Source organism: Gilvimarinus sp. DA14 (assembly GCF_024204685.1).
GTDB lineage: Bacteria > Pseudomonadota > Gammaproteobacteria > Pseudomonadales > Cellvibrionaceae > Gilvimarinus.
Genome location: NZ_CP100350.1, coordinates 2102337 through 2126280 on the forward strand (window position 1 = coordinate 2102337; position 23944 = coordinate 2126280).

Sequence of the window (23944 nt, forward strand, 5' to 3'; positions counted from 1 at the left end):
TTTAAAAACCGTTGGTTTAGAAAGTGTAACGCGCACCGATGTTGTAGCGTGCGTAGCCTTCATAGTAACCAACAATCTGGTTGGTGCTGCGGCTGTAGTTACGGCCATTTTCTTCCGTCAGGTTCAAGCCTTCTACAAACACAGTAAGATTATCAGTCACATCATAGCTAACGTTCATATCGATCTGGCTGTATTCATCCACAAACAGCGGACTATTACCCAAGCCGCCCTGAGCAACCGCTGCCAAGAAGCTGTCACGCCAGTTGTAAGCGATACGCGCTTGCAGACCGTTCTTATCATAGAAGGCCACAAGGTTAGCCGTATCACTTAAGCCAGTAATAGGCGTTTGCGCAGCATCCAAGTCCAGCAAATCGTAACCAATGTTTTCATCCACCATGGTGTAGTTGGCAATAAAACCAAAACCTGATTCACCAAAGGTATGCTGGATGTTGGCTTCGATACCGTCGATAGTCACTTCACGATCTGAATTGAAGAACGTATTGTAATGAACAGTAGCGTTAGGATCTTCACCGGCAATACCGACAATTATAATATTGCCGTTCGCATCCATATAAGCGGTATCTGGGTCAGCAAAGTTATCGTAGATATACTGGCGAACCGCTCCAGAGTCGCTTCTCGCAATACCAGAATCCCACGCAGCCTGAGCCCGCTCGCCCGCAGCCGGGTTTGGCGTATTGTCTAACGGCCCCTCGACTGGACTGTTAATCGAGCTAATGAACTTTGATACGTTCTTGCGGAAGTAGCCGACAGAGGCATAGCTCGCATCACCGTAGTACCACTCTAAAGACAGATCAATGTTGTCAGACTGATAAGGTTCGAGCCCTGGGTTACCAGCAGAAGCATCTACACCATCAACGCGAGCCTGTTCGTTGTAGCTGTCACCCACAAGCTGCAACCAATCGGGACGAGCGATACTCTCACTATAAGAGGCACGAACGGTTACGTTTTCCAGCACATCCAAACGCAAATCGAGCGATGGCAGGATAAAATCGTAGCTGCCTTCGGCGTTAACCGTTCTAGCACTACCCTCTACCGGACGCATATAGATTTCATTGTTCGACACCCAGCGCAGCGGCTGATAATCAAACCCAGTGTAAGGGGCTTCGACGTCAGTCTCTTCGTAGCGCAAACCAGCATTTGCGTAGAAGGCCATGCTACCGATATCAGTGGTGAAGTTGGCCTGTACAAACGCACTGTTCGTGGTTTCGATAATCTGCTGGAAGGTATCCGGATCGGCCGAGCAGTACCAGGTAGAGCCGTCGGCGCAGCTGGCTTTACCGTTGCCGTCGCGGTAGTTTTCAGAGGCGAAATCTCGCAACTGATAGAAATCCGCTTCCCAGCGCTGGTTGATAACTTGAGTGTTGCTGCCGCCCAGGAAGTTCATCTCTTCTTGGGTAGTCTCACCAAATGATCCACTGAAATGGTCAGTCACGGTAGCGGCGGTAAAGAACTCGGCCGGTACATCACCCGGTGAACCCAGGCCACCCCAGGTATCGCGCAGGTTATCCGAGAAGCCAGAGTTAAACTCGCCCTCGGTCCAGGCCACGCCAAAATCAACATTCAGGTTATCGTTAAACTCCCAGTTACCATCAAACTGAACTTGTTTGATTTTGTGCTCAGAGTGACTTTCGCGGAACCAGCTACCGGATACCTGCAAATCTTGCAGCAGAATGTCTGAACCGCCCTGGCTGTTGGTCAAATCCACCACCAGCGCAGGTACTTCACCGCGGGTGTTCAAGGTGGTGCGATCACGCGAGTAAGACGTGACTGAAATACCCGAGCTATTGCCGTAAGGGCTATCTGGCCCAAGTTTCGCTTCAGAACTGTGAGCATCCAAACCCAGCGTGAGAGGTTCGATGGGATTCCACTCGATGTTTAAACCAATGGAGTTGTTTTCAGCGCGGGTCTTCTCAACGCCGACACCCATGGTCAAGTCACCGCCGCCAGAGCGCTCGGAGTAAAGCTCGGGGGTTTGCACACCGGGCGATGGGTTATCGGTGAATATAGTGTCTTGGCCACCCCAACCGAACCAGGCGCCTAAATCGTGATAGGTTTGTGAGAACTCGTTTTGGCTGTAGGTATAGTCCACCGTGGCTGTCAGATCGTCAGTGGGCGCAAATTGTAAGGTCAGCTGACCGTTGGTACGGGTGCGCTCAAACTCACCAAAGGCATAACCCACCTGCTGGGGCACACCGTATACATCGCCATCCTCGGGCTGATTGCGGTGGGTACCACCGAGAAAGTCGATACCGCCCCACAGCCAATCAACACCCTCTTGGCCACCCCAGTCCTGCACTACGGAGCCTGGCACGCCAGTCCAGCCGCCACCGTTGGTGGCGTTGGCAAAGCCGCCTTTACGCTCTTGGTAGCTACCGGTCACCGCAATACCGATTTTGCCGTCGGCGAAAGAGTTGCTGTAAATACCAGAAATTTCGGGGGTCAGCTCGGAATCAGGAGCTGACTCATCCCATACACCTTTAACCCCCACAGAGGCTTTGCTGTCAATTTCCAAAGGCTTGGGGGTAACAATGTTGATGGTGGCACCCATACCGCCGGAAGGTACGTCAGAGCGCGAGGTTTTAAACACCTCCACCGCCTGTACCCCTTCAGATGCCAGATTGCCGAAGTCAAAAGAGCGCGAGCCTGAGGCGTAAGTCGCCCCAATTGTGGCACCCGGCATTTGTCGGCCGTTCAGGGTTACCAGGTTAAAATCCGGGCCCAAACCACGTACGGTCACCTTGGAGCCTTCGCCGTTTTCGCGACTGATAGACACGCCGGTAATACGCTGCAGGGATTCCGCGAGGTTAGTATCCGGGAACTTACCGATATCTTCGGCAGAAATGGCGTCCACCACACCGCTAGTGTCGCGTTTCATATCCATCGAGCGCTCAAGACTGGCGCGAATACCAGTAACAACCACTTCTTCCAGCATTACATCTTCGTCTGCCTGACTGGAATTAGTTTGGGCAAGCACCCCACTGCTGAGTGTGGCGAAAGCCGATGAGGCAATTGCCGAGGCAATGAGTTTACGTTTGAAATTCTGTTTCATTCTCATGGAGCTGATCCTCGAACCATTATTGTTATGTCATAAGCCGGACCGCAGAGCCTGATGAGCCAAACTCTACTCCCGGCCGAACCGGAGCCAATATCTGCCGCACGGCGAAAAGCGTCGTCCCACTTTGACGGTGATCGCTAACATGGCGTGTCTCACTTTTCCCCGCCGCAAGTGGGACTGTTTTTTTATTTAAATATCAAAAGCTTAGGTTTGTCACACAATTAAGGTAAAACACAGATTAGAAACGTAAAAAACGGCTGTTTAGCGTCGCTACTGGCGAGAATTCATCCTGTTTCAGGGGCAGACAAACAAAAACCGGGGCCTGTTTGACCCCGGCTTTTGCGTTTACTGAAGCGCCAAAAGGCCGCGACTGTTACGCTTTTTTAATCAAAGATATTAAGAAGAGCAAGATGACCGCGCCAAGGGTAGCGGTAATAATGGAGCCGATTAGACCACCTGCGGTAATACCCAAAAGGCCAAATACAAAGCCGCCGATTAAAGCGCCGACTATGCCGACCACTATATTCCCGAGCAGACCAAAACCGCGGCCCTTCATTAACTGGCCCGCGATCCAGCCCGCCAGAGCGCCGATAAGTAGAAAAATAATAATGGCTGTAATATCCATAAAAACACTCCTGTTATATGCGGTTAATGGGTTAGCTTAGTTAGCCTATACCATGAACAGCACCGCTCCCATGTCAGGGTTAAACCTAATCACCATAACCAACAACACTCATATAGCCATAAGCTTTGGGGAGTGCGACACTGTTCAGCGTGAATTCAGCGCGAGGCTCTACACTGTTAAACAGGGCCAAATACCCTGAGGAGCAAAACACCCATCCAGGTGTCTGACAACGGCATGGAGCACACGCTTTAGGGCAGATACTATGAATACATCGATACCCAAAATCTTCGCTTTTGTGCTGTTAGTGATCAGCATAACAGCGCAGGCCGCGAGCGAATTTAGCAGCGAGCGACGCCAGCAACTTCTAGCCCCTGTCGCTTTGTATCCTGATACAGTTCTCACCCATATCCTGATTGCCTCTACCTACCCGTTGGAAATTGTGCAGGCCGAGCGCTGGCTACAGTCGCGCAAAGGTTTGTCCGCCGAAGAGGCGGTCAACGCGGCAGAAAACGAGCCCTGGGACCCGAGCGTAATAGCTCTACTGGCCTTTCCCGAGCTACTCTCACGCATGAGTGAGGACTTACTCTGGACTCAAGAGCTGGGCGAAGCTTTCCTCGCGGACGAAAAAGCCACCCTGGCCGATGTACAACAGCTGCGCCAGCGCGCCTGGGACAACGGCAGCCTTGCCGACATGGAGCACCAAAAAGCGAGCCTTGAGGACCGACAAATTATTATTCAGCCGACCCGGCGCGAAGTGGTGTACGTACCCTACTACGACACCCGGGTGGTGTACGGTAGCTGGGGCTGGAACGCCTACCCGCCGGTTTACTGGCCGCGTCCACCGCGCTATAGCGGCGGTTTTTACTGGGGCTTTTCCGCTCCGGTGGGTGACTGGTTTTACTTTGGCGGCTTTCACTGGAGCCATCGCACCGTGGTGATCAGCCACAGCCGCCCCTACTACCACTATCGCCATCGCCATTACGGCTATCACCCCCGGGTGGAGCACTGGCGCCACAACCCGCACCACAGACGCAATGTGCACTATCGCCACCAAGGTGCAATACCACAGCAGCGCCTGAACGCCTTCGAGCAGCGCGGTCGCATCAACTCGGACCAACACCGGGAGCAGGTGCAGCGCCAACTGCGCCACCACCAAAGCCGTATAGACGCTGTTTATGGCAACAATAAACAGCCACGTGCAGACAGAAGCCCAGCGCCCAAGCAGCATTCAAGAGAGTCGCTGAGCCGCACCCAGCAGTTACAACGTCAGACGATTAAGCGCACCGAAATCCAGCGCAACAATCCGCGTACACAGGTGATTGAACGCAATACCAACCGCCTGCAAAGCCAGCCTCGCATGCACAGCGACAGCCGCCCCAAGGTTAACCGCCAGCCGGCGCCCAGTCGCTCGGTGGAGCGCAGCCGCTACAGCAACGGCAATCAGCGCTCGGGCCCCGGCGCGCGTGGTGGGCGGTTTGACTGAGACGCCGCAGTTTGCCCTGCGGTGTGCTGCCCAGCGCGACAATCCCCCCCCTAAACTAACTTTGCTGGGTTAGCCGCCTGAACTTGCATGGTTTGCCCACGCTCGGCCTGTAGCTGGTAGCCCGCAGCCTTAACCGAGCTGACAAACTCCCACTGGGCCTCTACCCGCTCTCGGGTGATATCCAGCAGCAAAAAGCCGCGATCTCCAGCGTTCAGATATTTAAGTCCGGCCACCAAATCCACAATACCCGCCTCGGTTTGCGCATAAGCTGGGGCGGGAATGGCTAGGTACTCTTCCAGACCGGGCGAGCTGACCGACGATGTCGCCAGCTCCACCCCCACTGTATTACCTGCAGCGTCGCTTAGCTCGCTGGCCCACGCATTGTGAGTGTCACCGGCCAACACCACTAGTTTCGCGTTAGTCTCACGGGCGATCTGGTACACCGCCTCGCGGGCGGCGCCGTAGCCATCCCAGGCGTCCAAATTATAGGGCACAGCCGGGGCCTGCAGCAGGGCCACGACTTCGGGCGTCAAGCGATCCTGGTTGGCCTGCAGGTACGTCAGTTCTTCATCAGCGAGGGTTGGATCGCCGGCTTGAGCGCGCGCAGCCAGTTGTGCCAGTGCCCCCAGCTCGGCGTAATCAGGTATGGCCAGCTGCTGGGTGGCAATGGCAAAAGGCAAATACATTTGCCCCATTAATACCTGCTGGCCCAGCAGCTGCCAGGTAGCGCTGGAGCTGGCCATAGCCGAGCGCAACCAATCGAGCTGGGCACTGCCCAGTAACTGGCGTGAGGGGTCGTTAATATCGGCAAACAGGCCTTCAAAATCAAACGCGCCGCTGGTCGCGTCGAAATAGTCGGTAATCACCAACGGTTTGGCGCGCGCTTCGTTACGGGTGTCCAGCATTAGCAGGTTAACCAAATCACCCCACTCAAATTGGCGGTAAATACTCGAGGGCATGGCCAACTCATCACTGCTCATGGCTCCGTCCGGGCGAATGGGTAACCATTCAAAATAGGCGCGCATGGCCGCCAGTTTGCGCTCGTTAAAGTCGCCCTCGCCTTCGTTGTGATTCTCGGCGCCGCCGTCGTAGGTGTCATTGGCGATTTCATGGTCATCCCACACCACCAAGAAGGGTGCGCTGGCGTGCACCGCCTGCAAGTCGGCATCGCTGCGGTACTGGGCATAACGCGCGCGGTAGTCGTCTAGAGTAAACAGCTCGCCGGCCGGCACAGACTCACGCCCCATAGCCGCAGCCTGCTCTGAGGCGTAGCCCCCGGCGCCGTATTCGTAGATGTAGTCACCCAGGTGCAGCACCAGATCCAGATCGCGCTTGGCAAGCTCAGCATAAACATGAAAATATCCGGCCGGGTAATTAGAACAGGACACCACCGCCAGGGTTAAGTGCTCGCTGGTTAAATCGGGCAGGGTGCGGGTCTTGCCAACCGTAGAAACCGCGGCAGCCGTGCGAAAACGATAGTAGTACTGGGTATCGGGGCTCAAGCCGCGCACATCCACTTTTACCGTAAAATCGCGCGAGATGTGTGCCTCGCCGGACCCCTCGGCCAATACATTATTGAACTCGGCGTTATCGGCCACCTCCCAACTCAAGCGCACAGTTTCGGCGGCAGAATCGCTGGGCGTTACCCGCGTCCACAAAATAACGCTATCGGCCAACGGATCGCCCGAGGCCACGCCGTGATCGAAGCTGCCAAAACCAAGTGAGTCATCGTCATCGCTGCCGCAACCTGTCAGCGCGCTTGTGACATAAAGTCCACCCAAACCCAACAGACCGTTGCGGATAAAACCACGTCTGGATACATCTGGCATCTGAACTCTCCTGCAAGTTAGATCATGGGAGTATCAACGCCGGGGGTGACAAGTAAATGACAGCCCCGGCGAGCGCTGGGGCCGAACAAGGTCAGTTAGGGCTGTTAACACTAATTAAATGCGCCTGCTGGAAGCCAGTTTTGTCTCCAGCTAGGCGTCGTGAGCGCAGTTTGGTTATTCCAAATAAGCGAAAGCTGGCCCCGCGAGCACAGCGAGTGCTTTGGGTCTCGGCAACAACGCTGGGGGCATAACTGGCTCCAGCCCTTCGGGTTGCGGCTAAAAATCCGCCACTCTGCGTCGCCTGCATGGACGCAGGTGAGGCGCGAGAGCAGGATGCGGTAAGCTTTGCTCGTCGTTCATTTGGAATAACCAAACCACTCTCCTCGCGCCTTGATTGGCAAATTTTTAGTGGCAACAGGCTGCATCTAATTAGTGTTAACAGGCCCTAGATTAAGCGGCTTCGTCTTTGCCAATAAAGCGGTACACCAGTGCACCCAACACACCACCGACAATGGGCGCCAGCCAAAACAGCCATAGCTGCGCCACCGCCCAGTCGCCGACAAACACGGCCACCCCGGTGCTACGCGCCGGATTAACCGAGGTATTGGTAACAGGAATACTGATTAAGTGAATCAGGGTCAGACACAAGCCAATCGCAATCGGCGCCAGCCCCGCCGGAGCCCGTTTATCCGTCGCCCCCATAATGACCACCAAAAACATCATGGTCATTACTACCTCACAGACTAAAGCCGCAGTAAAACTGTAGCCACCGGGAGAGTGCTCAGCGTAGCCGTTGGAGGCAAAACCCGCCGCCACATCAAACCCCGCCTGGCCACTTGCAATAACGTAGAGCACACCGCCGGCGACTATACCGCCCAACACCTGAGCGGCAATATAGGGGGCCAGTTGCGAGGCCGCAAAACGGCCACCCGCCCACAAACCAATAGACACCGCCGGATTTAAATGACATCCGGAAATATGACCGATGGCAAAGGCCATGGTCAGTACCGTTAAACCAAATGCGAGGGAGACGCCCAGCAGGCCGATTCCCACGTCGGGGAAAGCGGCGGCCAGCACGGCACTGCCGCAACCACCTAAAACTAACCAAAATGTTCCTACAAATTCCGCTGCATACTGTTTCATTTTCAATTCCTTTGTAATCCCTGAAAGCCGCTGGCGCGGGCTCTTAATCATTACTCCAAAGTCGTTGAAACACCAACTAAATTATTCATCGTAAGTACTCACTGGCGTCGGAATATTAAAATTGAGCCGCCCACTGTAATCGGTTACACTTCCGGCCGCACGAGCTTACCTCAATAAGAAAAGGCCGGAACCCTCTGGCGCTAACGAGAGAATAATTATGAGAGCAAACCTAATCAGAGCACTTGCCCTGGCATGCACAACCATTGTCTTGAGCGCCTGCGGCAGTAGCGGTGGCGGCAGCACTCCGGACAATCCAGTGACAGGTAGCTCGTCTACCCACCCGGTAATCAGTTCATCATCAAGTATGGCGAACACAACAAGTAGCTCTAGCAGTTTGTCCTCCGCAGCTTCTTCCCCGGGCGGCCATAGCGCTATCATCCCCAACGCCGCCAGTAACGGCAGCCCCTACTGTCGCTACAGCGAGGCAGACGACGGCTGGGGCTGGGAGAACAGTCACAACTGTGTGGTGTATCAATCGGCCGCCGATCCGGGCGCGGGCGAGTTTGGTCACTGTAAAGTGGGCTCAGAGGAAATTTCCTACTGCGAAAGCAACGAGGGAGACTGGCAGATCGACGGCTCCGGCGTGTGCATCGCCTACGATTTTTGCCCCGGCAACAAAGCTAAAACCCAAGCACCGATGAGCACCCAGCTGGTGACTGCCAACGCTAGCGAGACCGCACAACAGGTATTTGACTACCTACAAAGCGTTTGGGGCGAAAAAATGCTGAGCGGCCAGATGGACTTAACCTGGGCGGACGATGTGGATATGCACCAGCGGGTGCTGAACGATACCGGTAAATCCCCAGCAATCATGGGCTACGACTTTATGAACTACGGCGCCTACGCCAATGGTTCGGGCCTGACCCAAACTGAAGAGGCGATTGAGTACTGGAACCAAGGCGGCCTGGTGACTTTTGCCTGGCACTGGCGCGATCCATCAGGTGAAACCAAGAACTTTTACGCCAGCGAAGACGATGCGAGTAAAAACGCCGCCTTTACCATTCCCGTCGCCAACGGCGAACTGGACACCGCCAGCGAAGCCTTTACCGCGCTTGAGCGAGATGTAGATCTGATAGCCGGCGAGCTGCAAAAACTTGAAAACGCCGGCGTGCCTGTCTTGTGGCGCCCGCTACACGAGGCTGCCGGTGGTTGGTTCTGGTGGGGTCGGGCGCGCACCGACGGAGTGCCTGCGGCTTACGCACAAAAACTGCTGTGGCGTTACATGTTCCAACGCCTCACCCATTATCACGGCCTGAACAACTTAATTTGGGTGTGGAACGGGCAAAACGCCATTTGGTATCCGGGCGATGACGTCGTCGATATTGTCAGCACCGATATCTACGATGGTGCGCAAAACTATGAGTCGCAAAAAACCTTATACGACGTCACCAAAGCCTATCCGCACCGGGAAAAGATGGTCGCCCTGAGTGAGAACAGCAATATCCCAGATCCAGATGCCATGGCGACCGACAATGTCTGGTGGCTGTGGTTTATGGTGTGGAACGACGGCGCCTTAGACACCATGGACGACCACGCCAACAACTTCTGGACCGGCGAGTACTACAACACCGATGCCCACAAAAAGCATGTGTATGAGCATGAGTTAGTGATTACTCGGGATGAATTGCCGGAGTTTTGATGCTCGCGTCAGACTTCGGACGCCCGTCGTCTGACGCTAAAAAACAACTTACCTCCCATACATCGCGGTAAAGCTGGCCTCGCCGATTTTATTGGCGTTAATCATAAAACCAATCAGCGCGGCACTGGCGTTTTCCGGCACTTGCAGGGTCTCGGTGCCCAGCGCGTAGAGGGTAAATTCATAGCGATGAGGTTCGTCCCCTTCGGGTGGGCAAGCGCCACCAAACGCTTTAACGCCGTAATCTGAAGGCCCCTGGCGAGCGCCCCGGGGCATCTTATCGCCGGCTTCGGTGCCAGCCCCGGCTGGGATTGCGCTTACCTCGGCGGGGATATTAATCACCTGCCAATGCCACCAGCCAGACCCAGTGGGAGCATCGGGATCGTACACGGTTAACGCGTAGCTTTTGGTGCCCTCGGGGGCGCCGGACCAGTTAAGTGCGGGCGATACATTCTCGCCACTGCAACCAAAACCGTTGAATACCTGAGCGGAGGTCAGAGTGCCACCGTCGGTGACCGCAGGACTACTTAGGGTAAAGCTCTCGGCAGTCGCATAGCCGCTGCTCGCTAAGACCAACGCGGCAATCGCTTGTTTCCACATAACTATCTCCTTGTAATAATGACGCGGGACAACGGGTGCTTTAAAAGCTTACCACCCCATTAAAGGTCCCGAACCCTGTATGATTGGGCAAACAAAAACTATACCGTTAAACACAGTTCACCCACCAGCCCCGGAGGCTGATCAATGACACTGTTAATTATTTATATTGCCCTGGCTTTGGGCGTGTCGTTTTTGTGTTCGGTAGCTGAGGCTGTGCTGCTAAGTGTGAACTCGGCCTATTCGTCACTGCTGGAGCAAGGTGGCAAACGCTCTGGCAAGCTATTGGCGGAGCTCACCAAAGACGTCGAACGCCCCCTGGCGGCAATCTTGACTCTCAATACCATCGCTCACACCATTGGCGCCGCCGGGGCCGGTGCACAAGCCACGGTAGTATTTGGCAGCGCTTATTTGGGAGTGTTCTCCGCCGTACTTACATTGCTTATTTTGGTACTTTCAGAAATTATTCCCAAAACTCTCGGCGCTTATTACTGGCGAGGTCTGGCCCCCTTTACCGCGTACGGGCTGCACTATTTAATCAAGTTGCTCTACCCGTTTATCCGCCTATCCGAAATGCTGACCAAGCTTATCACCCGCGGTGAGCGCGCCGGCACGGGGCTGGATCGCCAGGAGCTGGCCATTGCCGCCGACATTAGCAGCGCCGAAGGACACTTGGATGAAAACGAAAGCCTGGTGGTAAAAAACCTGCTGGCGCTTCGCAACACCACTATCCGCGAGGCCATGACCCCGCGCACCGTGCTGTTTAGCGAGGCCGAAGAACATAGTGTAGAGAAATTTTTCGCGCGCCATAAAACCATTCCCTTCTCCCGCATTCCAGTCTACGCCGACGATCCGGACAATGTTACCGGCGTGGTTCTGCTCAGCGACCTGTTAATCGCCCAGGCCAAAGGCGACACCCAAATGCCACTGCAAGACTACCGCCGCGAACTACCCGCCCTGCTGGATGCCATGCCGCTCACTCAGGCGCTGGAGGAGTTTTTACGTAAAAAGACCCATATGATTCTGGTGGTCACCGAATTTGGCGATGTGCAGGGCATTATTACCCTGGAGGACGTGCTGGAAACCCTGCTGGGGCGGGAAATTGTGGATGAAAACGATAAGACCCGCGATATGCAGGAACTGGCGCGCCGACACTGGCGCCGGCAGGCCAAAAAAAGCGGCGCCGATATAGAAGAGGAGCGCCCTAAGCCGGAAGAAAGCTAAGGAACCTCTGATTAAGTCCTCAGCAGCCTCTGGCTTACAGAGCTTTTCGAGGTCAAGGCGGCGAGCCGATGGCGTGCTGACGGCCCGGTGAGGTGAGCCAACGCAGAGATCGGAAAGCTCTGTAAGCCCCGAAGGGCGCGGCCAAAACGTCCATCCGCTGTGTTGCACTTCTTGCCAAGGACTATGCCATTGCCTGCGAAGCGCGCCTTGCGGAGTGAACGTTTTGGACTCGCGCAGAGACCGCTGAGGACTTAATCAGAGGTTCCCTAAAACAGCGGGCATAAAAAAAGCAAACCCGAAGGTTTGCTTTTTCAGTCTGGCAAAATAAGGTTACTTAAACAGCAACGATATTCTCAGCCTGAGGACCTTTTTGGCCTTGAGTTACGGTGAACTCAACGCGCTGGCCTTCGGCCAGAGTTTTGAAGCCAGAACCAGAAATGGCGCTGAAGTGAGCAAAAACGTCTGGACCAGACTCTTGCTCGATAAAACCAAAACCTTTTGCTTCGTTGAACCACTTAACGGTTCCTTGAACTGTAGACATAACAATATCCTGTAATCAAAAAAATAAGCGCCTTGCGCCTGCTAACCATAGCAAACCAGGCAGGAGTAGCAAAAAATCTAGACGTATCTTTAAAACTGCAGGACGAGGTGTTACAAGTACAAACTCGAAGGCGGATCTAACGAGTGGTCAATTTCTAGCTAGCCTGCACTCTATAGAGTTTCAGCAGGCTTGTCTATCTTTATTTTCCACACAGGGCAGAACCCGCCTTCGCACGGTTTTGCAGTTAAACGGCCCATACGCTTAAGACCACTCAGGTTTATCTAGCGCTCCGCTGGCGCCAGGCCATTAAGAGCGCCAACGCCAGCAATGTCAGCAGAGATACAGAACCACCACCGCCGTAACCTTTACGATAGGACACCTCAACACTCTTATCCTGCTTAATACGCTCTTCAAACGCCTGCAGTTCCCGGGCGAGGTTTTGGCTCATGTCCGCCATGGCCACCTCAAACCCCTCTTCTTTGACTTCACGGCTTACTTTGTCTAGCTCAACCAAGGTCGAGTTTTTGGCCAACTCACTTACGCCGGGCGCACGCAGCAGCAGCTTTCGGGTTTTCATATCAATGACGGCCGTATCGACGAAAGTGTTGACACTATTCTGGCTGCCCTTTACCACATACGAACCGACAATAGTCCAATACAGCAGCGAACTCTTGCGCCCAGATGAAATCGCCATCTGGTCAAAGGACACCAGCGCAATAACATCTAAGCTGTAAAGACGAGACAGTTGCTCCAGCCCATCGAACCCTTTTCGTGAACGCATGTAAGCCTCGGGGATAACGGTAATATCGCTCACGTAAGGTAAATGCGAGAACTCTGACTTCACCTGCTCAAGCAGTTGAGTTTTCTTGTTTTCAGGTAACGTGTCCCGATTCGAATACTTAGCAGGAACAAACGCCAGCCCCACCCGTAATGGCAGCTTAAGGTGTGGCGTTTGATCCTGCTCGATAGTCGGCACCTCATTACCTGGGTACAGAAAGTCCACCAAACTACTGGAGGTGCCGGAGCGATATTCATTATTAACAAAGCCACTGCAAGCGGTAACAAGAGCGGTGAATGTAAAGACTAAAAAAGACAGCGTTACTTTTGACATGCTCATCCCTGATTGTTGTTAGTCATTAGTAGAGTTGCGGCATCCTAATAAAATAGTGGAACTCCTTCAATCCAAAATCACGCTACCTTCTTTGACTTGTAGATACCCGGTATAGGGCAACAACAGCGTGTCCAGTACCGCCGAAGCAATCCCGTCTACTAGGTAATAGCCCGCAAACCAGTTTAAGTTGGCACCTTTCGAAGGCGCGTGCAGCGAGCAAAAATCAAAGGCGACCCCGCTATACATTCTGGGGATAGTCTTACAATAAGTATTTTTACGCTCCAGATTCGCAGTCACCCTAGAGTCCGACGAGCCTACCGTGGTTACCGAGCCACATCCCGTTATGCTTATGAACAGTATCAGCATGGTTATCTGCCACGCAGTGATTCGGTTCATGACCTTACCTACCTTGATGTTATTTGTTTTCGCGCTTAGTTTGAGCAACGGACCTTTAATTCCCTTATGTGCTATTGACTCGCCAGGCGGGGCTCAGGCCTCGTGGTCAGCGCCACCAAACGCTGCACAAACTCGGGAGCCTCAGGGTCACCCAGCTTCTCCGCCATACGCGCGCTGTCCAACGCGCGGTAGTATTGCTCCAGGTGATAGTAGGTACCAGCGCGCTCGGAATAAGCGACAGCATTGTCCGGGTAGCGCGCGATCACACCATCCCAAAACGCGACAATATCGCTCAGTCTGGCCTGGCGAAACAGTGCAAAATCTAGCCAGCGGGCGTACTTCATGTTTTCAGGCTTTAGCTGGGTCAAGCGTCTCAGTACAGCCTCGGCTGACTCATTCTCACCCAACACCAAATACGCCAAGCTTTGTTTAAACTGGTTTTGCTCATCGTATTTAGCCACCTCTTTTTCGACCATCTGCCGAGCCAGGTTATTATCGGCATCGCTCAGTTCAGGGTGGTTGTAATTGCGAAAAATTTTCTCGCGAAACTCTGTCGTATCTTCATCTGCAGAGTTCAAAGCATAGGCCCTTTCTATATCCGCCAGTGCGTTGCTGTAACTACCAAAATAATAGAAAGCTTTTGCGCGCCAATAGTGAAAATAATCGATATCAGGCTGAAGATGTATTGCGCCGTTAAAGTCGTCAATAGCCAAGCGATACTTACGCAACCAGTAATGGGCTCTGCCGCGCTGGTATAGCGTTGCAGAGTTGGGTCCGGTCGTTAAAGATTTATTAAAAGACTCAATGGCAAGATCATAGTCTTTGCTTCGATAGTGTTCCAAGCCTCGCTCATAATCTTCAAAACCAGCTAATTGTTTTAGCTTGGGGTTCGCGGATGTATCCAATGGCTGGCGCGACACAAACGTTTCAATCTCATTCCATGACCCGCCCCAGCGAGGCACCAGAAGGCGTATATAAGCACGCCTGACAATGTAGTTATCGGGGTACATCCGATTAGCTTCTTGCAACGCTCGGTTAGCAGCTACTCTGTCGGCAATCGGCTGCGCCAGACTGATCTGAATGACAAATGCCATCAATGCCCGAGGGTTGATCGCCAGAGCCTTTTTGAGATCATCGTGAGCAAAAGCAAACTCGCGCTGCATGCGCGAGAAGTTGTCTCGAGGTGTTCTATGCGCATAGGCACCACCGCGCTCGGCCCAACCGCGAACGCCCCTGCATCTCGCACGGGCAAGGTAGGGCTGGTAATTATCGGGCGTGGCGTTCACCCAACGATTAATTTCATTGAGCATTTTATTTTCGGCACTGGCAAATGTGGAATATACCGAGCGAAGCGCTATATCCTGGGTATTGTCGCGCTCCACAGCCTGCTGCCTAAACTCCAGTTCTCGATTGAGCTGATCATACTGACCTGTACGCAACAGATGGCGCAGATAAAAGGCTTCGCTATAAGCCGGACGACTATAAGTGACATTATCGAGATTGGCCGGCTGACTCTCGGCAGGCATTGGTTGAGGTTCACGCTTTGCCGGCACCGAACTCGCACCAGGCGCCTCGACCTGTTGTCCCGGCGGCGGTTTATCACTGTAGTGGGTGCGACCATCTTCATCGGTCCACTGATACAATTGCGCGGCGGCGGGCAGGGTTATAAAGATTAAAAACAGCAAACACAGTCGCATCATCGTCCTCCATGAAATTTTGCGCTGTTCAACTATTGTACTGCCAGTATAAATCGATTTAGAGAGCCAAACCAACAGCCGTGATCGTTAACAAGCTGTCGCCTTGTATAAAATCGATTACTTTACGAATCAGGCAGAGTAGCAAAACCGGGAGCGCCTTCAATATCAGTCTCCCACCGTGCGCGACTGGCGTTAAAAATATTCGCAGTAGGCGGGGTTACCACTTCCGTATCCAGACAACCGGCGGGGACCAACACATCGCCACTATCCTCCACCCCCGGCACCGCCGAACCACAGACATTACAAAAGCTCTTGCGGTGCGCCGTACCCGGTAGCGTAAAACTCGTTACGGTCTCTTTACCGCTCAGCCAGGTAAGCACTCCAGCAGGTACAAATAAATTAGCCGCAAAAGCAGAGCCTGTCCCCTTCTGGCAATAGCGGCAGTGGCAGATATAAAAACTGTCAAAATCACCTTTGACATCAAACTTTACCGCGCCACATAAACAGGAACCACTATGCACAGTCATTGATTTCGTTCCTCTATTGTTTAGCGTCAAGCGATCTAGCGTACTGCACTTCATCCAATCTATGGCCGGTCAGGTCAGACGACGATCGCTTATTTCCGGTTTTCGTAAATCCCATCTTCTCGTAAGTTGATTGCGCGGGCACATTACCTGCAGTGCACCAAAGCTCGATGCGGCCAAAACCTAGATGATGAGAATCTTCAATCGCCTGGGCGATCAGCCTACTCCCTATACCGTTCCTCCAATATTCGGGAAACACATTTAAGGCGCACAGCTCTATTGTGTTGTCAGCCGTTTTATATCGAGGCGCCTCCACTATGAAAAATGCTACAACGCTGCCACTAATTTCCGAAACCGTAACAAAGAGTTCAGAATTCAACCGAGAAAGCCGGTCGCGAAGCTCATCCAGGTTATTTTCTGGAGTTAAAGAATTTAAAAAATCGCACTGCATAAAACCCTGATAAGCCGCACGCCAAGCGGCTACCCGCACCTTACCGATATTCTTTGCGTCTCTGGGCTCAGATTTTCTTAACATAAAAATTCTTAATAGGCCATCCAAGCAACGGTAGCCCGCTGATCTAGGCGTCCATCAATTATTCTTTTCCTTGAGATTCTAAAATTGCGGACAATGCTTTGGCAGATCGACACGCCTTGTCTTCAACTCCATTCATGCAACCCAACTCTAAGTATTTTTTAGCTTTCGCCACATCAACCTCCGCGCCTTCACCTGTAGCAAAAATAAAACCGTACATCGTGCAACCCCAAGCATCAGACCGAGCACAAGTTAATTTAAAAGTTTCTATGTAACAATCCGTACGCTCTGGCTCGAACTGGTTCATTGCTGCAGCACGGTTTGTACAGCCAGATACAACCCCTTGAATACAAGACGCCGCGAACAAACTGGAAGCCACTCCATCATCACCTTTCGACTGGTAGATCTTCGCGAGACTATAGCAATAGCTAGGGTCTTTGCTTTTACATTTATTAAAACATTCCTGCTCATTGCTCTTGCAATACTCGACAACGTTCCTAGCCTCAACGTCCCTCGCGGAAATATACTCTGTAGGGCAGGAGCCCTCAAATTTAGAAAAGTATTCGTCACTCTCTATAAGCTCATAAACGGTCATTTCCTCACTCGCAGAGGCGCTCCCCCAAAGCAATAACATAGCTAGCAATAGTATGTGCTTCATACTTTCTCCTTTAATTGTTAATTCAATAGCCTGCAAATTAATCTCGGTACTTTAATCGTCGAAAATACGATTCAGAGTCGGCTCTCACTAGCTTGATTCAAGACCTAACATAACCTCACCTCTAACACACCCCTGTAAGGGCCAACTGAAGGTAAAATATTTGCGAACAACGGAAGCATTAACCATTCAAGATCTAACCCCGCTATCGACACTCAACAAGGGATTGAGCATTCGTTTGAATTGCTTGAACTCCCAACAAGCGCTCCAAAAACTGCCGCCGGTCGAGCCCACTGTCAGTGTGGACCTGAAGATTTATTACAACAGTCACAAAATTGCACCTTGTAGTTTACAGTTAACCCCAACGCTCCCACGGCGAATCAACTTCGCCACAAACGGGATCAAGAGTCCACCAAAAGCAATTAAAAATTGAGAGGATATAGGCACTATCTAACCGCTCCATGGCCAAACAATCTACGACTAAGTCTTATTTACGCTCCAATTTAAGGTTTTTTACCTTGCCCGACAAGGCTAGTGCACCATACGCAAAATTAAGTAACCGTTCGCTGCAAAACTAAAAATAGAACAGGCGACACGTATTATTTGCTCGATATGATGCAGTGACAAGTCACGCTTTTTAGCTGGATTCCGTGTCGCGGCACGGAATGACGAAATTCAAACAAAAACACCTCGACTAACCCGCACCCGGGGGCCCTGAGAGCGAGCCGAATGGAGGCCTGTTTTAGTGGGTAAGCAAACAGGAGAAGGTGAATGCCGAAGGCAGAGAAACCGGCCTGGGCCGCTTTTGCGCAAGTATCGCCAGGGCATGGACAAGGTGAATCGCGCAGCGAGAGAGGGTGCCCTGGGGTACGCCCTGTCGATACGGCCCGCTAAAACAGGCCGGAATGAGGGCACCCGCAGGGCTGCGAACCGGGGTGTCCTCTTTTGAGTACTTTTCTGGACAAGCAGAAAAGTGCTTCGCCCGCCCGGCGATTGAGGGCACATAAAAAAGGCGAGCACTAGGCTCGCCTTTTCAAACCACACAAAAAACCAAAACTTAGTCTTTCGCGCGCTCTTGCAAAATCGCCACTGCAGGCAACTCTTTACCTTCCACAAACTCCAGGAAAGCACCGCCACCGGTAGACACATAGCTGATTTTATCAGCCAGGTTCCACTTATCGATAGCCGCCAGAGTATCGCCACCACCGGCCACCGAAAAGGCTTCGCTATCGGCGATTGCGCGAGAGATAACCTCGGTGCCTTTGGCAAAGGCATCGTATTCAAACACACCGCAGGGGCCGTTCCACAAAACGGTTTTAGCGTTTTTGATAATCTCGGCAACGCGCGCGGCAGTTTCCGGGCCATAGTCGATGATTTCTTCATCGGCCTGAATCTCGCTGGCCGCTTTGACTTCGGTTTTGCTGTCGTGGCTCCAGTCGCTAAAGCCGTCTTTGGTGGTGCGCACGTCGGTGGCGAATACCACATCGGTTGCTTCACGCAAACGCTTGGCTTCGGGAATCAGGTCTTCTTCGTACAGCGAGTTCCCCACCTCGTTACCGGCCGAGGCAACAAAGGTGTTGGAAATGCCACCGCCCACAACCAAGGTATCGGCAATTTTAGACAGCGCATCCAACACGCTCAGCTTACTGGAAACTTTAGAGCCACCCACAATCGCCACCAATGGGCGAGCCGGGTTATCCAGCGCTTTGCCCAGGGCATCCAGCTCGCTGGCAAGCAAGGGGCCGGCGCAGGCCACCGGGGCAAACTTAGCTACACCGTGGGTCGAGGCCTGGGCGCGGTGCGCGGTGCCGAAGGCGTCCATCACAAACACATCGCACAGTTCGGCCATTTTTTTCGCCAGAGTTTCATCGTTGGCTTTTTCGCCTTTGTTGAAACGCACGTTCTCCAACAGCACAACATCGGCATCGCCCATGTCGACACCGTTTACCCAGTCTTTAATCAGCGGTACATCGCGGCCCAGCTTTTTGCCCAACTCGGCAGCGACCGGCTCCAGCGATGCTGACTCGTCAAAGCTGCCTTCTTCGGGGCGACCCAGGTGAGACATCAGCATGACTTTGGCGCCGGCGTCCAGGGCTTTTTTAATGGTGGGCAGCGAGGCGTCGATACGCACGGTGCTGGTAATTTTGCCATTATCTAATGGCACGTTAAGGTCCTGACGGATCAATACGCGCTTGCCCGACAGGTTCTGATCACTCATCAGTTTTACGTTCATGTGTGTCGCTCCGTAAATTGCGCTTACGCGCAGGTGTAGATTATTCAGGCGGGAAATAAAACGCCGCCATGTGGCGGCGCTTTATGGCGAGCTTAGTCCAGCAGCTCTTCGGCGGTAGCCGCAATATTGTCGGCGGTAAAGCCGAAGTAGTTCATCAGGTCGGGGCCTTTGGCCGACTCACCGAAGGTGGTCATGCCCACAACGCGACCGTCAATGCCTACATACTTGTACCAGTAGTCGGCGTGCGCCGCTTCTACCGCAACGCGGTTGGTTACCGACAGAGGCAGAACAGACTCTTTGTATTCGGCGTCTTGCTGATCGAATACGCTGGTGCTGGGCATAGAAACCACACGCACTTTTTTGCCTGCCGCGGCCAGCTTGTCCGCCGCTTCAACGGTAACCGGTACTTCAGAGCCGGTGGCAATCAGAATCACTTCTGGCTCACCGTCGCAGTCTTTCAGTACGTAGCCACCTTTGGCGATGTTGGCGACTTGATCGTCTGGGCGCTCAACGGTATCAATACCCTGGCGGCTGAATACCAGAGCAGCGGGGCCGTCTTTGCGCTCGATGGCCGCTTTCCAGGCCACGGCGGTTTCGGTGTTGTCGCAGGGGCGCCAGGTGTCCATGTTTGGCGTCAGGCGCAGGGTGCCCAATACCTCAATCGCCTGGTGAGTAGGACCGTCTTCACCCTGACCGATAGAGTCATGAGTGTAAACAAACACGTTGCGCAGCTTCATCAACGCGGCCATACGCACGGCGTTGGCGGCGTACTGTTGGAACATCAGGAAGGTAGCGCCGTAGTTAATAAAACCACCGTGGGCGCTCAGACCGTTCATGATCGCGCTCATACCGAACTCGCGCACACCGTAATAGATGTAGTTGCCTTCGGCGTTTTGTGCAGTAACCGGGCGCGAGCCTTCCCACATGGTCAGGTTAGAGCCGGCCAGGTCGGCAGAACCACCCACCATTTCGGGCAGCAGCTTGTTGTAAGCGGCGATGGTTTTTTGCGAGGCCTTACGCGAGGCTTCTTTAACCGGGTTTTTGTGACACTCTTGAATAAACTCTTGTGCCTTAGCTTCAAACTCGGCGGGCAGGTCGCCCTTGATGACGCGTCGCTCGTATTCGGCGGCGTCTTCGGGGTAAGCGGCCTTGTAGGCTTCGAACTTTTCGTTCCAGCTTTTCTCGGCGGCGGCGCCGTCTTCTTTGGCATCCCAACCGCTGTAAACATCGGCGGGGATTTCAAACGGGGCAGCGTCCCACTTCAGGAACTCACGCGCCGCGGCGATTTCGTCGTCACCCAGAGGGGCACCGTGACAATCGTGTGAGCCAGACTTGTTGGGCGAGCCAAAACCAATGGTGGTTTTACAGCAGATCAACGTCGGCTTCTGGTCTTCGGCTTGAGCCGCTTCAATCGCGCGCTTAACGGCGTCTGGGTCGTGACCGTCAACGTTGGCAATCACATGCCAGCCGTATGATTCAAAGCGCTTAGGAGTATCGTCGGTAAACCAGCCTTCAACGTGGCCATCAATGGAGATGCCATTGTCGTCCCAGAAGGCAACCAGTTTGCCCAGGCCCAGGGTACCGGCCAGCGAGCAAGTCTCGTGCGAGATGCCTTCCATCATGCAGCCATCGCCCAAAAAGCAATAGGTGTAGTGATCGACAATTTTATGACCGTCGCGGTTGAATTGCGCGGCCAGCATTTTCTCACCCAGGGCCATGCCCACTGCAGTGCTGATGCCCTGACCCAGCGGGCCGGTAGTGATTTCAACGCCCGGGGTGTAGCCCAGCTCGGGGTGGCCTGGAGTTTTGGAGTGCAGCTGACGGAAGTTTTTCAACTCTTCCATGGGCAGGTCGTAGCCGGTCAGGTGCAGCAGCGAGTAAATCAGCATAGAGCCGTGGCCGTTGGACAGCACAAAGCGGTCGCGATCACTCCACTGAGGGTTTTGCGGGTTGTGCTTTAAAAAGTCGTTCCACAGGACTTCGGCGATATCGGCCATGCCCATGGGGGCACCGGGGTGGCCACTACCGGCCTTTTGTACGGCATCCATAGACAGTACACGGATGGCATTAGCGAGTTCTATACGAGACGGCATAGGGGTCAAGGCTCCTTAAATGTCGTAGCTTAGTTAGGTTCAGGTTGACCTCTAGCGGGTCTAAATCAGTGATTACGCAACCTTGTCTTGTACGCGGGTACAGGGCTCCCCACCCATTACTCCGCTTTTTTAGGGGGCGCTATTGTCCCGCACATGGGGCCATCAGTAAAGGCGAATCATTTTTAATAGCCAATCTATATCAAAATATTTTGATATAGGTGTGAATATGCTCTATTATGCGCCTCATGAATCAAGCCGCCCTTACTCCCAACGCCCACCCACTGGTGGACAACTCCGAAGCCCTGGCCGGACTGTTAAAAGCCGCCGGCGATCCGCTGCGCCTGCAAATTCTGCAGGTGTTGGCGCAAAACTCTTACGGGGTGTCAGAGCTGGCGCGCATTTTCGATGTACGCCAGTCGGGCATGAGCCACCATTTAAAGCTGTTAACCGGCGCGGGCCTTACCACCACCCGGCGCGAGGGCAACTCCATTTACTACCGCCGCGCCATTGTGGTGCCTGGCCAGCCGCTGGCAGAACTGCAGCGCGCCCTATTTAACAGCGTGGATCAAAACAGTTTGAGTGATGCAGTGGCCGAACAGTGCCGAACCATTGCCGCCGAACGGGCCGAGGCGTCGCAGCAGTTCTTTGCCGCCAACGCCGACAAGTTCCGCGCCCAGCAGGACTTGATCGCCAGTTACCCAGTTTACGGCGAGCAGGTGACGCAACTGTTAAACAACACTCCGGTTAAAAATACCTATCTGGCATTGGAAGTTGGCCCCGGCCAGGGCGAGTTTTTGCCGGTGCTCGGAAAGCGCTTTGCCCATGTGATTGCCCTGGATAACGCCGAACCTATGCTGGAGCACTCGCGCGCGGCGGCCGAGGCCTCGGGCCTTAACAATATCGAGTTTATTCACGGCGACACCACCGAGCTGGCCGCCCACAAGGTGCTGGCCGACTGTGTAGTGATGAATATGGTGCTGCACCACACACCCTCGCCCGCAGACATTTTTAAAGATTTAAGCCGGGCCCTGACGCCCGGCGGCGCCCTGGTGGTCACCGAGCTGTGCCGCCACGAACAGGACTGGGCGCGAGAAAACTGCGGCGATTTATGGCAGGGCTTTGACCCCGCCGACCTGACCCAGTGGGCCCAGGACGCGGGCCTGGAAGATGGCCAAAGTATGTTTATTGCGCTGCGCAACGGTTTTCAGGTGCAGCTGCGACAGTTTTTTAAACCTTAAAATTTAATTATTGATCATTATCAGGAGCCACACTTTATGGCCGAATATTCTGTATTTACCTCCGAGTCGGTCTCGGAAGGCCACCCCGACAAACTGGCCGATCAGATTTCCGACGCCGTACTGGACGCCATTCTCAAGGACGACGCCGATGCGCGGGTCGCGGTGGAAACTTTGGTGAAAACCGGCATGGCCGTGGTCGCCGGTGAAGTGCGCACCTCAACCTACGTGGATTTAGAAGACCTGATCCGCCAAGTCATTCTGGACATTGGCTACAACAGCTCAGACGTGGGCTTTGACGGTGCCTCGTGCGCGGTGCTGAACGCCATTGGCAAACAGTCGGCCGATATCGCCGTGGGCGTGGACGAAGCAGAAGCCAAAGATCAGGGCGCCGGAGACCAGGGGCTGATGTTTGGCTACGCCTCGGACGAGACCGACGTACTGATGCCCGCACCTATTTACTTCTCGCATCGCTTAGTCGAAAAACAGGCCGAGCTGCGCAAAAACGGCAAGCTCGACTGGCTGCGCCCAGACGCCAAAAGCCAGGTGACCCTGCGCTACGAAAACGGCAAACCCGTGGCGGTAGACGCCGTAGTGCTATCCACCCAGCACGACCCCAGCATTAAACTGGCGGATTTGCAGGAAGCGGTGCGCGAGGAAATCATTAAACCCGTGTTACCCGCCGAATGGCTGCACGACGACACCCTGTACCACATTAACCCCACCGGCCAGTTTATTATCGGCGGCCCTGTGGGCGACTGCGGCCTGACCGGGCGCAAAATTATCGTCGACACCTACGGCGGCATGGCCCGTCACGGCGGCGGCGCCTTCTCGGGCAAAGACCCCTCCAAGGTCGACCGCTCCGCCGCCTACGCCGGACGCTACGTGGCGAAAAACATCGTCGCCGCCGGGCTTGCCAGCCGCTGTGAAATTCAGGTGTCCTACGCCATCGGCGTGGCCGAGCCCACCTCAATTTCGGTGAACACCTTCGGCACCGGCAAACTGCCCGACGCCGAAATCGGCAAACTGGTGCGCGAACACTTCGATCTGCGCCCCAAAGGCCTGATCGCCATGCTAGACCTAAAGCGCCCCATCTACCGCGCCACCGCCGCCTACGGACACTTTGGACGGGAGCTGCCGGAGTTTACCTGGGAGAAGACGGATAAGGTTGAGGCGTTGAAGAAGTATTTGTAAGGGGATGGTCAGATGTCTGAGGTCGGATGTCTGACGCGGAACGCGGAACGCGGAACGCGG

The 23944-nt window shown here is 53.9% G+C and carries 19 protein-coding genes; 5 read left to right on the forward strand and 14 right to left on the reverse strand.

Annotation, left to right across the window (positions count from 1 at the left end):
- Nucleotides 1-16: 16 nt before the first annotated feature.
- Both NHM04_RS09245 and NHM04_RS09250 read right to left on the reverse strand, forming a co-directional pair.
- The gene (locus tag NHM04_RS09245; protein WP_254263507.1) at nt 17-3076 is read right to left on the reverse strand and encodes a TonB-dependent receptor; all 3060 of its coding nucleotides are present in this window, start codon (nt 3074-3076) and stop codon (nt 17-19) included.
- A 373-nt stretch (nt 3077-3449) separates the two neighbouring features.
- The gene (locus NHM04_RS09250; RefSeq protein WP_254263508.1) at nt 3450-3701 is read right to left on the reverse strand and encodes a GlsB/YeaQ/YmgE family stress response membrane protein; all 252 of its coding nucleotides are present in this window, start codon (nt 3699-3701) and stop codon (nt 3450-3452) included.
- A gap of 262 nt (nt 3702-3963) precedes the next feature.
- Between NHM04_RS09250 and NHM04_RS09255 the strand changes: the two genes are divergently transcribed.
- Complete coding sequence (locus NHM04_RS09255) at nt 3964-5184, forward strand: DUF3300 domain-containing protein (protein WP_254263509.1); 1221 nt, start codon at nt 3964-3966, stop codon at nt 5182-5184.
- Between the two features lie 50 nt (nt 5185-5234).
- Here NHM04_RS09255 and NHM04_RS09260 read toward each other — a convergent pair whose 3' ends face one another.
- Together NHM04_RS09260 and aqpZ are read right to left on the reverse strand one after the other, a co-directional pair.
- On the reverse strand, nt 5235-7013 hold the full coding sequence (locus NHM04_RS09260) for an alkaline phosphatase (protein ID WP_254263510.1): 1779 nt from the start codon (nt 7011-7013) through the stop codon (nt 5235-5237).
- Between the two features lie 450 nt (nt 7014-7463).
- On the reverse strand, nt 7464-8156 hold the full coding sequence (gene aqpZ, locus NHM04_RS09265) for an aquaporin Z (RefSeq protein WP_254263511.1): 693 nt from the start codon (nt 8154-8156) through the stop codon (nt 7464-7466).
- A gap of 217 nt (nt 8157-8373) precedes the next feature.
- On the opposite strand from aqpZ, the gene NHM04_RS09270 reads away from it, so the two are divergent.
- On the forward strand, nt 8374-9855 hold the full coding sequence (locus NHM04_RS09270) for a glycosyl hydrolase (RefSeq protein WP_254263512.1): 1482 nt from the start codon (nt 8374-8376) through the stop codon (nt 9853-9855).
- 48 nt (nt 9856-9903) lie between these two features.
- Here NHM04_RS09270 and NHM04_RS09275 read toward each other — a convergent pair whose 3' ends face one another.
- The gene (locus NHM04_RS09275; RefSeq protein WP_254263513.1) at nt 9904-10452 is read right to left on the reverse strand and encodes a YbhB/YbcL family Raf kinase inhibitor-like protein; all 549 of its coding nucleotides are present in this window, start codon (nt 10450-10452) and stop codon (nt 9904-9906) included.
- Between the two features lie 144 nt (nt 10453-10596).
- Here NHM04_RS09275 and NHM04_RS09280 point away from each other — a divergent pair, with 144 nt between their 5' ends.
- The gene (locus tag NHM04_RS09280) at nt 10597-11673 is read left to right on the forward strand and encodes a CNNM domain-containing protein (RefSeq protein WP_254263514.1); all 1077 of its coding nucleotides are present in this window, start codon (nt 10597-10599) and stop codon (nt 11671-11673) included.
- A gap of 334 nt (nt 11674-12007) precedes the next feature.
- On the opposite strand, the gene NHM04_RS09285 is transcribed toward NHM04_RS09280, so the two are convergent.
- The 9 genes from NHM04_RS09285 to tkt all read right to left on the reverse strand — a co-directional run bounded on the left by NHM04_RS09285 (nt 12008) and on the right by tkt (nt 21455).
- A complete protein-coding gene (locus tag NHM04_RS09285; protein ID WP_020207706.1) occupies nt 12008-12214 on the reverse strand; it encodes a cold-shock protein in 207 nt (68 codons plus the stop codon).
- 277 nt (nt 12215-12491) lie between these two features.
- On the reverse strand, nt 12492-13325 hold the full coding sequence (gene rhlP / locus NHM04_RS09290; RefSeq protein ID WP_254263515.1) for a rhombotarget lipoprotein: 834 nt from the start codon (nt 13323-13325) through the stop codon (nt 12492-12494).
- Between the two features lie 66 nt (nt 13326-13391).
- Nucleotides 13392-13721, reverse strand: a complete 330-nt coding sequence (locus NHM04_RS09295; protein ID WP_254263516.1) for a YceK/YidQ family lipoprotein — start codon at nt 13719-13721, stop codon at nt 13392-13394.
- Between the two features lie 71 nt (nt 13722-13792).
- Entirely contained in the window at nt 13793-15421 is a 1629-nt protein-coding gene (locus NHM04_RS09300) for a DUF4124 domain-containing protein (protein WP_254263517.1), read from the reverse strand.
- Between the two features lie 119 nt (nt 15422-15540).
- Entirely contained in the window at nt 15541-15945 is a 405-nt protein-coding gene (locus NHM04_RS09305; protein ID WP_254263518.1) for a GFA family protein, read from the reverse strand.
- A gap of 13 nt (nt 15946-15958) precedes the next feature.
- Nucleotides 15959-16477: a GNAT family N-acetyltransferase gene (locus tag NHM04_RS09310; RefSeq protein WP_254263519.1), complete on the reverse strand. Its 519-nt coding sequence runs from the start codon at nt 16475-16477 to the stop codon at nt 15959-15961.
- A 58-nt stretch (nt 16478-16535) separates the two neighbouring features.
- Entirely contained in the window at nt 16536-17132 is a 597-nt protein-coding gene (locus NHM04_RS09315; RefSeq protein WP_254263520.1) for a hypothetical protein, read from the reverse strand.
- A 1054-nt stretch (nt 17133-18186) separates the two neighbouring features.
- On the reverse strand, nt 18187-19362 hold the full coding sequence (locus tag NHM04_RS09320) for a phosphoglycerate kinase (RefSeq protein ID WP_254263521.1): 1176 nt from the start codon (nt 19360-19362) through the stop codon (nt 18187-18189).
- A gap of 92 nt (nt 19363-19454) precedes the next feature.
- Complete coding sequence (tkt, locus tag NHM04_RS09325) at nt 19455-21455, reverse strand: transketolase (RefSeq protein WP_254263522.1); 2001 nt, start codon at nt 21453-21455, stop codon at nt 19455-19457.
- A 245-nt stretch (nt 21456-21700) separates the two neighbouring features.
- Here tkt and NHM04_RS09330 point away from each other — a divergent pair, with 245 nt between their 5' ends.
- Both NHM04_RS09330 and metK read left to right on the forward strand, forming a co-directional pair.
- Complete coding sequence (locus NHM04_RS09330; RefSeq protein ID WP_254266618.1) at nt 21701-22693, forward strand: metalloregulator ArsR/SmtB family transcription factor; 993 nt, start codon at nt 21701-21703, stop codon at nt 22691-22693.
- A gap of 36 nt (nt 22694-22729) precedes the next feature.
- Nucleotides 22730-23884 (forward strand): methionine adenosyltransferase, encoded by a 1155-nt coding sequence (metK, locus tag NHM04_RS09335; protein WP_253967900.1) that lies wholly within the window; start codon nt 22730-22732, stop codon nt 23882-23884.
- Nucleotides 23885-23944: the final 60 nt, after the last annotated feature.